General features: G+C 72.2%; 11 protein-coding genes. 6 read left to right on the forward strand and 5 right to left on the reverse strand.

All coding sequences use genetic code 11. The features are described 5' to 3' along the window. The first annotated feature begins 49 nt into the window (after nucleotides 1–49). Nucleotides 50–979: an RluA family pseudouridine synthase gene (locus OG309_RS07805; protein WP_329419244.1), complete on the forward strand. Its 930-nt coding sequence runs from the start codon at nucleotides 50–52 to the stop codon at nucleotides 977–979. Here OG309_RS07805 and OG309_RS07810 read toward each other — a convergent pair. Both OG309_RS07810 and OG309_RS07815 read right to left on the reverse strand, forming a co-directional pair. After that, nucleotides 963–1,592, reverse strand: a complete 630-nt coding sequence (locus OG309_RS07810; RefSeq protein WP_329419245.1) for an MBL fold metallo-hydrolase — start codon at nucleotides 1,590–1,592, stop codon at nucleotides 963–965. The two genes, OG309_RS07805 and OG309_RS07810, sit on opposite strands and share 17 nt — an antisense overlap. Further along, entirely contained in the window at nucleotides 1,592–2,677 is a 1,086-nt protein-coding gene (locus OG309_RS07815; protein ID WP_329419246.1) for an S-(hydroxymethyl)mycothiol dehydrogenase, read from the reverse strand. The genes OG309_RS07810 and OG309_RS07815 overlap by 1 nt, the downstream gene beginning before the upstream one ends. A gap of 141 nt (nucleotides 2,678–2,818) precedes the next feature. Between OG309_RS07815 and phsA the strand changes: the two genes are divergently transcribed. Continuing rightward, a complete protein-coding gene (gene phsA / locus OG309_RS07820; protein ID WP_329419248.1) occupies nucleotides 2,819–4,672 on the forward strand; it encodes an O-aminophenol oxidase PhsA in 1,854 nt (617 codons plus the stop codon). A gap of 77 nt (nucleotides 4,673–4,749) precedes the next feature. Here the strand turns inward: phsA and OG309_RS07825 are convergent, their stop codons facing one another. Together OG309_RS07825 and OG309_RS07830 are read right to left on the reverse strand one after the other, a co-directional pair. Beyond that, a complete protein-coding gene (locus OG309_RS07825) occupies nucleotides 4,750–6,216 on the reverse strand; it encodes an amino acid permease (RefSeq protein WP_329419250.1) in 1,467 nt (488 codons plus the stop codon). Between the two features lie 165 nt (nucleotides 6,217–6,381). Then, nucleotides 6,382–7,083, reverse strand: coding sequence for a FadR/GntR family transcriptional regulator (locus OG309_RS07830; protein WP_329419252.1), 702 nt, complete (start codon nucleotides 7,081–7,083; stop codon nucleotides 6,382–6,384). Between the two features lie 146 nt (nucleotides 7,084–7,229). Between OG309_RS07830 and OG309_RS07835 the strand changes: the two genes are divergently transcribed. Together OG309_RS07835 and OG309_RS07840 are read left to right on the forward strand one after the other, a co-directional pair. Continuing rightward, nucleotides 7,230–7,763 carry a gluconokinase gene (locus tag OG309_RS07835; protein WP_329419253.1) on the forward strand — a complete coding sequence of 178 codons (534 nt, stop codon included), beginning with the start codon at nucleotides 7,230–7,232 and terminating at the stop codon, nucleotides 7,761–7,763. A 106-nt stretch (nucleotides 7,764–7,869) separates the two neighbouring features. Next, the gene (locus OG309_RS07840) at nucleotides 7,870–9,267 is read left to right on the forward strand and encodes a GntT/GntP/DsdX family permease (RefSeq protein WP_329419254.1); all 1,398 of its coding nucleotides are present in this window, start codon (nucleotides 7,870–7,872) and stop codon (nucleotides 9,265–9,267) included. A gap of 190 nt (nucleotides 9,268–9,457) precedes the next feature. Here the strand turns inward: OG309_RS07840 and OG309_RS07845 are convergent, their stop codons facing one another. Then, nucleotides 9,458–11,119: an FAD-binding dehydrogenase gene (locus tag OG309_RS07845; RefSeq protein ID WP_329419256.1), complete on the reverse strand. Its 1,662-nt coding sequence runs from the start codon at nucleotides 11,117–11,119 to the stop codon at nucleotides 9,458–9,460. A 115-nt stretch (nucleotides 11,120–11,234) separates the two neighbouring features. On the opposite strand from OG309_RS07845, the gene OG309_RS07850 reads away from it, so the two are divergent. Together OG309_RS07850 and OG309_RS07855 are read left to right on the forward strand one after the other, a co-directional pair. Next, nucleotides 11,235–11,897: a TetR/AcrR family transcriptional regulator gene (locus OG309_RS07850; protein ID WP_329419257.1), complete on the forward strand. Its 663-nt coding sequence runs from the start codon at nucleotides 11,235–11,237 to the stop codon at nucleotides 11,895–11,897. After that, nucleotides 11,894–12,682, forward strand: a complete 789-nt coding sequence (locus OG309_RS07855) for a glucose 1-dehydrogenase (protein WP_329419259.1) — start codon at nucleotides 11,894–11,896, stop codon at nucleotides 12,680–12,682. The genes OG309_RS07850 and OG309_RS07855 overlap by 4 nt, the downstream gene beginning before the upstream one ends. Nucleotides 12,683–12,702: the final 20 nt, after the last annotated feature.

Here is a 12,702-nt window from a genome sequence, read left to right on the forward strand (position 1 = left end):
CCTTCTTGTATGGGGCCCCTGCCAGGGCTCGTCGAGGGCGGTGGGACCGGTGCGACGCAGGACCAGGGCCCCCGCCTCCCCGCTTCCCCAGCGCGACGGGATCGACGCCGTGCGCCTCCGGCTGCCGGAGGATCCGGAGCGGCTCTGGGGCACGGTGCGGGCGCACCTGCTGGACCGGTACGCGGGGGCCGTCGGGGCCGGGCGGATCGAGGCGATGCTGCGCGAGGGCCGGTTCGTCGGGGCGGACGGGACGGCGGCCGACGGGGACGAGCCGTACGCCGCGGGGCGCCACCTCTGGTTCCACCGGGACTTCCCCGCCGAGGAGCGGGTGCCCTTCGAGATCGACGTGGTGTACCGGGACGAGCGGATCGTGGTGGCGGACAAGCCGCACTTCCTGGCGACGATGCCGCGGGGCCGGCATGTCACGGAGACGGCGCTCGCGCGGCTGCGCCGGGAGCTGGGGCTGCCGTCGCTGCAGCCCGCGCACCGGCTGGACCGGCTGACGGCGGGGCTCGTGCTCTTCGTCGTACGGCCGGAGGACCGGGGGGCGTACCAGACGCTGTTCCGGGACCGGGCCGTGCACAAGGCGTACGAGGCGGTCGCGCCGTACGACCCGGCGGTGGAGCTGCCGGTGACCGTGCGGAGCCGGATCGAGAAGGAGCACGGGGTGCCGGCCGCCCGGGAGGTCCCGGGCGAGCCGAACGCCGAGAGCCGGATCGAGCTCCTCGCGCACGCGCGCGGGCTGGCCCGGTACCGGCTGGTGCCGGTGACCGGGCGGACCCATCAACTGCGGGTGCACATGAACGCGCTCGGGCTGCCGATCCTCCACGATCCGCTGTACCCGGTGGTCCGTGAGGACGGGCCGGAGGACTTCGGGCGACCGCTCCAGCTGCTCGCGCGGTCGCTGGCGTTCACCGACCCGGTCTCGGGCGAGCCGCGGCGCTTCATGAGCCGCCGCCCGCTCAATGGCCTCGGTTGATCCACTCCTCCAGGTGCGGGGCCTCCGCGCCGATGGTGGTGCTGTCGCCGTGGCCGGTGCGGACCACGGTCTCGGGCGGCAGGGTGAGCAGCCGGTCCCGGATCGAGTCGACGATCGTCGGGAAGTCCGAGTAGGACCGTCCGGTCGCGCCGGGCCCGCCCTGGAAGAGGGTGTCGCCGGTGAAGACGGTGCCCAGGTCGGGGGCGTGGAGGCAGACCGCGCCAGGGGAGTGGCCGGGGGTGTGCAGGACGTGCAGGTCGGTCCCGGCGATGGTGAGGACCTGGCCGTCGGCGAGGTCGCCGTCCGGGGTGTGGTCAGGATGGGTGAGCTTCCACAGCGGCTGGTCGGCGGGGTGGAGCAGGATCCGGGCGCCGGTGGCGGCGGCGAGGGCCGGGGCCGCGTCGATGTGGTCGTCGTGGGCGTGGGTGCAGACGATGGCGCGCAGGGCGCGCCCGTCGAGGGCGGCGAGGATGGCCTCGGCGTCGTGGGCGGCGTCGATGACGACGGCCTCGGTGTCGTCGCCGACGATCCAGACGTTGTTGTCCACCTCCCAGGTGCCGCCGTCGAGGCTGAAGGTGCCGGAGGTGACCAGGTGGTCGATGCGGGTGGTCATCAGAGGATCACCACCGAGCGCAGGACGTCGCCCTCGTGCATGCGCCCGAAGGCCTTCTCGACGTCGCCGAGTCCGATGGTCTCGGTGACGAAGGCGCCGAGGTCGATGCGGCCCTGCTGGTGCAGGTCGATCAGCATCGGGAAGTCGCGGGAGGGCAGGCAGTCCCCGTACCAGGAGGACTTGAGGGCGCCGCCGCGGCCGAAGACGTCGAGGAGGGGCAGTTCGAGCTTCATCTCGGGGGTGGGGACGCCGACGAGGACGACGGTGCCGGCGAGGTCGCGGGCGTAGAAGGCCTGGCGGTAGGTCTCGGGGTGGCCGACGGCCTCGATGACGACGTCGGCGCCGAAGCCGCCGGTGAGCTCGCGGATCGCCTCGACGGGGTCGCCGGTGCGCGAGTCGACGGTGTGGGTGGCGCCCATCTCGCGGGCCTTGGCCAGCTTGCGGTCGTCGATGTCGACGGCGATGATCCGGGCCGCTCCGGCGAGCCGGGCCCCGACGATCGCCGCGTCGCCGACGCCTCCGCAGCCGATGACGGCGACGGTGTCGCCGCGTCCGACGTCGCCGGTGTTGAGGGCGGCGCCGATGCCGGCCATCACGCCGCAGCCGAGGAGTCCCGCGACCTCGGGGGCGACGGCCGGGTCGACCTTGGTGCACTGGCCGGCGGCGACCAGGGTCTTCTCGGCGAAGGCGCCGATGCCGAGCGCCGGGGAGAGCTCCGTGCCGTCGAGCAGGGTCATCTTCTGCCGGGCGTTGTGGGTGTCGAAGCAGTACCAGGGGCGGCCGCGCAGGCAGGCCCGGCACTGGCCGCACACCGCGCGCCAGTTGAGGACGACGAAGTCGCCGGGGGCGACGTCGGTGACGCCCTCGCCGACGGACTCGACGACGCCCGCCGCCTCGTGGCCGAGGAGGAAGGGGAACTCGTCGTTGATCGCGCCCTGCTTGTAGTGGAGGTCGGTGTGACAGACGCCGCAGGCCTGGATCTTCACGACGGCCTCACCTGGCCCGGGGTCGGGGATGACGATCGTCTCGACCCGGACCGGCTCGTTCCTGCCGGGGGCGACGACCCCCTGGACCTGCTGCGCCATCGTGGACTTCCCTTCCACCGAAACGGTGACCCGCGTTACGGATGTGACGATATCGGCCAGGTTACGCGGAGGCCGCAACCTGCGTCCCGTCGCTCGCCGTCTCCTCCCCACGCAGGCATGACACAGCCTCAGGGGGAATCGATGACCAGTGAACTCGAACCGTATGCGGACCCGTTGACCGTTCCGCCGGTGATCCGGCCGGAGCAGGGCGACGACACGGCCGAGATCGAGATCGCGTTACGCCCGACGTGGGTGCGGATGCACCGGCAGCTGCCGCCCACGTTGATGTGGGGGTACGAGGGGAGCGTGCCGGGTCCGACCATCGAGGTGCGGCGGGGGCAGCGGGTCCGGGTGGCGTGGCACAACCGGATCCCGCAGGGCAGCGAGTACCCGGTGACCGTGGTCGAGGTGCCGCGGACCGAGGGGCGGCCGGATCCGCACAACCGGCCGGGCCGGGAGGGCGTGGAGCCGGTCCGCGAGGCGGCGGCGCTGCCCGCCTGGTCGGTGACGCACCTGCACGGGGCGCAGACAGGCGGCGGGAACGACGGGTGGACGGACAACGCGGTCGGCTTCGGCGGCGCGCAGCTGTCGGAGTACCCGAACGAGCACCAGGCGGTGCACTGGTGGTACCACGACCATGCCATGAACATCACCCGGTGGAACGTGTACGCGGGGCTGATGGGCACCTATCTCGTGCGGGACGAGGAGGAGGACGCGCTGGGTCTGCCCTCCGGTGAGCGGGAGCTGCCGCTGGTCCTGGCGGACCGCAATCTGGACACGGACGCGGACGGGGAGCTGAACGGGCGGCTGCTGCACAAGACGACGCGTCTGGTGGCCAGTCACCCGGAGACGGGGAAGCCGGTCGGGCTGCCGTTCCTCGGCCCGTACACGACGGTGAACGGCACGGTCTGGCCGTACCTGGAGGTGCTGGACGGCTGGTACCGCTTCCGGCTGGTGAACGCGTCGAACGCGCGGACCTACGACCTGGTCCTCGTCGACGAGGACGACCGGCCGGTACCGGGGGTGGTGCATCAGATCGGCAGTGACGGCGGGCTGCTGCCGCGCCCGGTGTCCTTCGGTTTCGAGGAGGGCGACGGGGGCGCGGAGAGCGTGGCGCCGCTGACGATCGCGCCGGCCGAGCGCTTCGACCTGTTGTTCGACTTCCGGGGCTGGGCGGGGCAGCGCCTGCGGCTGGTGAACAAGGCCGTGGGGCGGGAGCCCGGGGTCCCGGACGCGACGCTGAACGTGCCGTATCCGCAGGTGATGGAGTTCCGGGTGGGCGAGGGGGCCGAGGACGGCGGCTGCGACGGCTTCACGCTGCCGCCGGTGCTCTCGGGGTCCTTCCGGCGCTACGACCACGCGCACGTCGAGCACGGGCACCGGCTGGTGGTGCTCACGCCGCCGGGGACGGTCGGGGGCGGCGGGCATCCGGAGATGTGGGAGATGGAGGAGGTCCCGGAGGGCGAGGGGGCCAGGCTGCGGCTGCCGGCGAACGGGGTGATCCAGCTCCAGTCGGCGGACGGCAAGGTGCGCACGTACCGGCGGACGGCCCGGACGTTCAACGACGGGCTCGGGTTCACGATCGGCGAGGGCTCGTACGAGCAGTGGTCGTTCCTGAACCTGGCTCCGGGGCCGCTGATGCATCCGATGCACATCCACCTGGCGGACTTCCAGGTGATGGGGCGGGAGGCGTACACGACGGACGGCTTCGACGCGGCGGTGGGCGGTTCGCGCCGGCCGGTCAGGTTCGATCCGGCGCGGCCGGTGCCGGTGCCGGCGAACGAGGCCGGCTGGAAGGACGTGTTCCGGGTGCCGGGCGGGGAGCTGGTGCGGGTGCTCGGCCGGTTCGACGGGGCGTACGGCCGGTTCATGTACCACTGCCATCTGCTGGAGCACGAGGACATGGGGATGATGCGCCCGTTCGTGGTGGCGCCTCCCGAGGTGCTGCCCTTCGACCACGGCGCCGGGCACGGCCACGGGCACGGGGGCCACTGAGGGGCCGGACCGCGGGTGAGGAAGCGGGAGGCCCCCGCGAGCGGCGTGCTCGCGGGGGCCTCCTCCCGTGGGGGGTCTCAGTCCCGGGTGTGGCCCGCGGTCGCGCGGACCCGGCGGCGGACCAGGAACCAGCCGCCGACCAGGGCCGCCGCGATGAGCGGCAGACAGGCGACGGTGGTGCGGCCGACGCCGCCGTCCATCCACATGAGGACGAGGACGGTGGCCAGGAAGGCGAGCGTCACGAGCTGGGTGTACGGGGCCCAGGGCAGGTTGTAGCCGGGGCGGGTGACCTTGCCCTGGCGGGCGGCGCGCCAGAAGAGCAGCGAGCAGACCATGATCATCGCCCAGGTGCCGATGATGCCGATCGAGGCGAAGTTGAGGACCAGCTCGAAGGCCTCGCCGGGCATCACGTAGTTGAGGGCGACGCCGAGGACGCCGAAGCCCGCGGTGAGCAGGATGCCGCCGTAGGGCACGCCGCCCTTGTTCATGACCCCGGTGAACTTGGGCGCGGAGCCGGCCAGCGACATGGAGCGCAGGATGCGGCCGGTGGAGTACAGGCCCGAGTTGAGGCTGGACAGGGCGGCGGTGAGGACGACCAGGTTCATCACGCCGGCGGCGCCGGGGATGCCCAGCTTGTCGAAGACGGTGACGAAGGGGCTCTGGTCGCCGGAGTACGCGGTGTACGGGAGGATCAGCGCCAGCAGGACGACGGAGCCGACGTAGAAGAGGCCGACGCGCCACATGATCGAGTTGATCGCCTTCGGCATGATCTTCTCGGGGTTCTCGGTCTCGCCCGCCGCGACACCGCACAGCTCGACGGAGGCGTAGGCGAAGACGACGCCCTGGATGAGCAGCAGCATCGGCATCATGCCGTTGGGGAAGATGCCGCCGTTCTCGGTGACGTTGGCCAGGCCCGGGGTGTGGCCGCCGACCTCGTGCTGGGTGGCGACGAGGAAGATGCCGACAAGCATGAAGGCGACGAGTGCGGCGACCTTGACGATCGCGAACCAGAACTCCATCTCGCCGAAGTACTTCACCGAGATGAGGTTGGCGACGAGGACGACCGCGAGGGCGATCAGGGCGAGGATCCACTGCGGGACGTCGCTGAACATCGCCCAGAAGTGGGCGTAGGTGGCCGCGGCGGTGATGTCGGCGACGGCGGTGGTCGACCAGTTGAGGAAGTAGAGCCAGCCGGCCGTGTAGGCGCCCTTCTCGCCCATGAACTCCCGCGCGTAGGAGACGAAGGCGCCGGAGGAGGGGCGGTAGAGGACGAGCTCGCCGAGGGCCCGGACGACGAAGAAGGCGAAGACGCCGCAGACCGCGTACGCGATGAAGAGCGAGGGGCCGGCGCTGGCCATGCGGCCGCCGGCGCCGAGGAAGAGGCCGGTGCCGATGGCGCCGCCGATGGCGATCATGTTGATGTGCCGGGACTTGAGGTCCTTGCGGTATCCGGCGTCGCCGGCGTCGATGTGGGGGGACGCCGTGGAGCCGGCGGCCGCCGGGGCGGCGGTCTGCGGCTCGGCCGCGGTGACGCGGTCACTCATGGAGTTGGTCGCCTTCGTGAGGGGGAGGGTCGTGCGGTACCCGGGCGTGCCTCGTGGGGGTTCTCCCCGGCACGGCCCCGCACATCCTCACGGCAACCGGCGCCACTGACTGTGGCGGATGTCACTGAACGCCCGGATTTGAGCTAGTTCAGAGGTTGGGGCGGCTCAGGGCGCGAGCACGTCCAGCTCCTTGAGCGCGCCGACCGCGATCTCCCGGGTCAGCGCCTCGGCGCGGACCGCGTCCCGCTCCCGCACGGCCTCGGCGACCTGGACGTGGAGGGTGACGGCGGCCGGGTCGGGGTCCTCGAACATCACCTGGTGGCGGGTGCGCCCGCTGAGCACCTCGGCGACCACGTCCCCGAGCCGGGCGAACATCTCGTTGCCGGAGGCGTTGAGGACGACCCGGTGGAAGGCGATGTCGTGCACCAGGTACTCCTCCAGCCGGCGCCCGCGCGAGGTGGCGACCATGCCGAGGGCCTCCTCGGTGAGCTCGCGGCACTGCTCGGGGGTGGCGTTCAGGGCGGCGAGTCCGGCGGCGACCGGCTCGATCGCGGAGCGCAGCACGGTGAGCGAGCGGAGCTGGCGGGGGCGGTCGGTGCCGGCCAGGCGCCAGCGGATGACCTGGGGGTCGTACACGTTCCAACGCTCGGTCGGCAGCACGATGACGCCGACCCGGCGGCGGGACTCGACGAGGTGCATGGACTCCAGGACGCGCACGACCTCGCGCACGACGGTCCGGGAGACCTCGAAGCGCTCGGCGAGCTCGTCGCTGCGGAGCACGGCGCCGGGCGGGTACTCCCCCGCGGTGATCGCGAGGCCCAGGGCGTTGAGGACGTGCGGGTGGAGCCCCAGGGCCGTGGTCGTCATGGTGGCCAGCCTATGCGTGATCACACAGGTGATCACGCCGGGAAGAATAAGTACGACTTATTCGTCACAGCCTCTTGAATACGTCGTACCCAAACGGTTTCATGAGCGCGACGGATCGATGTCGAAGAAGACAGCGAGGCACCCCCATGAGCACCACTCCCCAGCCCGTCCCGGCCGGCCCCCCGGTCGTCGTCGTGATGGGCGTCGCCGGGACCGGCAAGACGACCGTCGGACCCCTGGTCGCCGAGGCGCTCGGCCTTCCGTACGCGGAGGGCGACGACTTCCACCCGGCGGCCAACGTGGCCAAGATGTCCGCCGGGACCCCCCTGGACGACACGGACCGGGAACCCTGGCTCGACGCCATCGGGCAGTGGGCGCACAGCCGGGCCGGACTCGGCGGGGTGGTGAGCAGCTCCGCGCTGAAGCGGATCTACCGGGACCGGCTGCGTGCCGCGGCCCCCGGCGTGGTCTTCCTCCATCTGACCGGCGACCGGGAGCTCATCGAGCAGCGGATGGCCGCGCGCAAGGGCCACTTCATGCCGACCGCGCTCCTCGACTCGCAGTTCGCCACCCTGCAGCCGCTCCGGGAGGACGAGGCGGGCGTCGCCGTCGACGTGTCCGGCAGCCCCGAGGAGATCGCCCGGCGGGCCGTCGTCGCACTGCGCCGACTGGCTCCCTGACCCTCGTACGCCTCCCCCCTTCTCCCGCCCGCACCCGCACCCCTCTTCGCCGCTCCCCCGTCCCCCGTCCCCCGTCCTGCTTCCCCTTCCCCTCAAGGACCCCACCGTGCCCAGTCTCAGCGTCGAGATCCTGGCAGCGGACGCCGCCGAGCCCATCACCTCGGCAGGCAACGCCCAGCTCGGCATCGCCGTCCTCGCCGGCATCGCCGTCATCGTCCTGCTCATCACCCAGTTCAAGATGCACGCGTTCCTGGCGCTGACCATCGGCTCGCTGGCGCTCGGCGCGTTCGCGGGTGCCCCGCTCGCGGCCACCATCAAGTCCTTCACGGTCGGACTCGGCAGCACCGTGGCCGGTGTGGGCGTGCTCATCGCGCTCGGCGCGATCCTCGGCAAGCTGCTCGCCGACTCCGGGGGCGCCGACCAGATCGTCGACACGATCCTGGCCAGGACCGGCCGGCGCGGCATGCCGTGGGCGATGGTGCTGATCGCCTCCGTGATCGGGCTGCCGCTCTTCTTCGAGGTCGGCATCGTGCTGCTGATCCCGGTGGTGCTGCTGGTCGCCAAGCGCGGCAACTACTCGCTGATGCGGATCGGCATCCCGGCGCTCGCCGGCCTGTCCGTCATGCACGGGCTCATCCCGCCGCACCCCGGCCCGCTCGTCGCGATCGACGCGGTCGGCGCCAACCTGGGCGTCACCCTCGCCCTGGGCCTGGTCGTCGCGATCCCGACCGTGATCATCGCCGGTCCGGTCTTCTCCCGGTTCGCCGCCCGCTGGGTGGACATCCCGGCCCCCGAGAAGATGATCCCCACGCGCCCCTCCGAGGAGCTGGAGAAGCGTCCCGGTTTCGGCGCCACGGTCGCCACCGTGCTGCTGCCGGTCGTCCTCATGCTGGTGAAGGCGCTCGTCGACATCGTCGTCGACGACCCGGAGAACGGCGTGCAGAAGGTCACCGACGTCATCGGCTCCCCTCTGATCGCCCTGCTCGCCGCCGTCATAGTGGGCATGTTCACCCTGGGCCGGGCGGCCGGGTTCAGCAAGGAGCGCCTCTCCTCCACCGTCGAGAAGTCGCTCGCCCCGATCGCGGGCGTGCTGCTGATCGTCGGCGCGGGCGGCGGTTTCAAGCAGACCCTCATCGACATCGGCGTCGGCCAGATGATCCTGGAATTCTCCGAGAACTGGTCGATCCCGGCCCTGCTGCTCGCCTGGCTGATCGCGGTCGCGATCCGGCTCGCGACCGGCTCGGCCACGGTGGCGACGATCTCGGCGGCCGGCCTGGTGGCCCCGCTGGCCGAGGGCATGTCGACGGGCGAGGTCTCGCTCCTCGTCCTCGCGATCGGCGCCGGCTCGCTCTTCTTCAGCCACGTCAACGACGCGGGCTTCTGGCTGGTGAAGGAGTACTTCGGGATGAGCGTCGGCCAGACGGTCAAGACCTGGTCGGTGATGGAGACCATCATCTCGGTGGTCGGCATCGTCTTCGTGCTGCTTCTGTCGCTGGTGATCTAGCGGCGGGCCGATGAGGTGGCGCAATCCCTCTTGTCGAGGCCCTGGAGCGCGGTGATCCGCACTCCAGGGCCTCGACCGTTCCCTCGGCCGGCCTCCGTCGGCCGGCCTCCGTCGGCCGTTCCCGTCGGCCGTTCCCGTCGACCGTTCCCGTCGACCGTTCCCGTCGACCGTTCCCGTCGACCGGCCTCCGTCAGCCGACCGCCTGGGCCGCCGCCCGGCCCGCCGCGCGTCCGGAGAAGAGGCAGCCGCCCAGGAAGGTGCCTTCGAGGGAGCGGTAGCCGTGCACCCCGCCGCCGCCGAAGCCCGCCGCCTCGCCCGCCGCGTACAGGCCGGGCAACGGCTCACCGGTCTCGGTGAGGACGCGGGAGGAGAGGTCGGTCTGCAGGCCGCCGAGGGACTTGCGGGTGAGGATGTTCAGGCGGACGGCGATCAGCGGCCCGGCCTTCGGGTCGAGCAGGCGGTGCGGGGCGGCCGTACGGATCAGGCGGTCGCCCAGGTACCTGCGGGCGCCCCGGATCGCCGTGACCTGGAGGTCCTTGGTGAAGGGGTTGGCGATCTCGCGGTCGCGGGCGGTGATCTCGCGGCGCAGCGCCGCCTCGTCGATCAGGTCCTCGCCGGTGATCCGGTTCATGCCGCGGACCAGGGCGGCCAGGTCGCGCTCGACGACGAAGTCGGCGCCCTTGTCCATGAAGGCCCTCACCGGGCCGGGCACGTCCGCGCGGGCGCGGCCGATGACGTCGCGGACCGACTTGCCGGTGAGGTCGGGGTTCTGCTCGGAGCCGGAGAGCGCGAACTCCTTGCCGATGATCTTCTGGTCGAGCACGAACCAGGTGTGGTCGTGGCCGGTCCGCATGATGTGTTCGAGGGTGCCGAGGGTGTCGAAGCCGGGGAAGAGCGGGACGGGCAGCCGCTTGCCGGTCGCGTCGAGCCAGAGCGAGGACGGGCCGGGCAGGATCCGGATGCCGTGCCGGGCCCAGATGGGGTTCCAGTTCTCGATGCCCTCGGTGTAGTGCCACATCCGGTCGCGGTTGACGTGGTGCGCGCCGGCCTTCTCGGCGATGCCGAGCATCAGGCCGTCGACGTGGGCGGGGACGCCGGAGAGCATGCGGGCGGGCGGGGTGCCGAGCCGCTCCGGCCACTGCGCGCGGACCAGGTCGTGGTTGCCGCCGATGCCGCCGGAGGTGACGATCACGGCCTGGGCGCGCAGGGTGAACGCGCCGGTGGGCTCGCGGTCGCTGGCGGTGCCGCGCGGGGCGTCGGAGGGGGCCAGGACCTCGCCGGTGACGGTGTCGAGGCTGCCCGCGGTGCGGGTCAGCCCGGTCACCCGGTGGCGGAAGCGGAAGCGGACCAGGCCGCGGGCCACGCCCTCGCGGACCCGGGCCTCGAAGGGGGCGACGAGGCCGGGTCCGGTGCCCCAGGTGATGTGGAAGCGGGGTACGGAGTTGCCGTGGCCGTTGGCGTCGTAGCCGCCGCGCTCGGCCCAGCCGACCACCGGGAAGAAGCGCACGCCGAGGCCGTGCAGCCAGGAGCGCTTCTCGCCGGCCGCGAAGTCGACGTACGCCTCGGCCCAGCGGCGCGGCCACTCGTCCTCGGGGCGGTCGAAGCCGGCGGTGCCGAACCAGTCCTGGAGGGCCAGGGCGTGGCTGTCGCGGATCCGCATCCGGCGCTGCTCGGGCGAGTCGACGAGGAAGAGGCCGCCGAAGGACCAGTGGGCCTGGCCACCGATCGACTGCTCGGGTTCCTGGTCGAGCAGGATCACGGACCGGCCGGCGTCGACCAGCTCGGCGGTGGCGACGAGGCCGGCGAGACCGGCTCCGATGACGATGACGTCGGCGTCGTAGGCAGGGGGCATGGACCGCATCTTGGATACACCGATGTATCGAGTCAACGGTTCGAGGCACTTTGCCCGGCACTTTTCGGAGGCGGCCTCCCTCCCGCTTTCTAATGTCGGGCATTAATATGGACGTATGGCAAGGACGTCAGGGCCCGAGACCCGGGAGAAACTGATCCGTGCGGCGGAGCAGGTCTTCGCCGCCCAGGGCGTCGACGGCGCCCAGCTGCGGGACATCGTGGCACTGGCCGGACAGGGCAATCCGTCCGCCGTCCAGTACCACTTCGGCTCCCGGGCCGGGCTGCTCGACACCGTGATGGCCGGCCGCCAGCTGCGCACCGAGCAGGTGCTCGCCCCGCTCCTCGCCGCCGCCCCCGACGAGCCGCACGAGCTGGTCGCCGCGCTGGTCACCGCCGAGTCGAGCGAGCTGCGCACCGACCGGGGCCGGCGCTGCCTGCGCATCTCCGCGCAGCTCAGCCACGAGAGCGGGATCCGCACCCGCTCCCCCCACCCCACCCTCGCGGGCACCGGCTACTGGCGCCTGATCGAGCGCCTGGAGACCTGTCTGGCCGCCGCCGGGCTGCCCGAGCCGCTGCGCCTGGAACGCCTCGACCTGGCGCTGACCGTCGTCGGCGCGGCGATGGCCGACCGCGCCCGGCAGTACCTCGACGGCACCGAACCGCTCACCGGAGAGGCGCTCTTCCTCGCCGATCTGGTCGAGACCACCACGGCGCTCCTCCTGGCCGCACAGCCCCGGAGCGGCGCCCACCCCCGAAGGCCCCGAAAGGACCCCGCATGAGCGAGAACACCCCCGCGCACCCGCACGACCTGACCGGCCGGACCGTCATCGTCACCGGCGGCGCCCGCGGCCTGGGCGCCGAGGCCGCCCGGCAGGCCGTGGCCGCCGGCGCCAACGTCGTGATCACCGACGTGCTCGACGAGGAGGGCAGGGCCACCGCCGCCGAGCTGGGCGAGCGGGCCCGCTTCCGCCACCACGACGTGACGTCGCAGGAGGAGTGGGCCGCGGCCGTCGCATACGCCGTCGAGGAGTTCGGCGGGCTGCACGGCCTGGTGAACAACGCCGGCATATCGACCGGCGCGCTCCTGGAGACCGAGTCGGTCGAGCACTTCCGCAAGGTCCTCGACATCAACCTGACCGGCGTCTTCATCGGCATGAAGGCCGCGATCCCCGCGATGCGGGAGGCGGGCGCCGGCTCGATCGTCAACATCTCCTCGGCCGCGGGCCTGATGGGCCTCGCGCTGACCGCCGGCTACGGCGCCTCCAAGTGGGGCGTACGCGGGCTGACGAAGATCGGCGCGGTGGAGCTCGGCACCTCGCGGATCCGCGTCAACTCCGTCCACCCGGGCATGACGTACACCCCGATGACCGCCTCCGTCGGCATCGAGAAGGGTGAGGGCAGGTACCCCAACACCCCGATGGGCCGGGTCGGCGAGGCGCACGAGATCGCGGGCGCGGTCGTCTTCCTGCTCTCGGACGCCGCGTCGTACGTGACGGGCGCGGAGCTGGCGGTGGACGGCGGCTGGACGACCGGTCCGACGGTGAAGTACGTGATGGGGCAGTGAACCTGCCCGCATGACCGCGG

Origin of the sequence: Streptomyces sp. NBC_01268 (assembly GCF_036240795.1) — a bacterium.
In the GTDB taxonomy this organism is placed as follows: domain Bacteria; phylum Actinomycetota; class Actinomycetes; order Streptomycetales; family Streptomycetaceae; genus Streptomyces.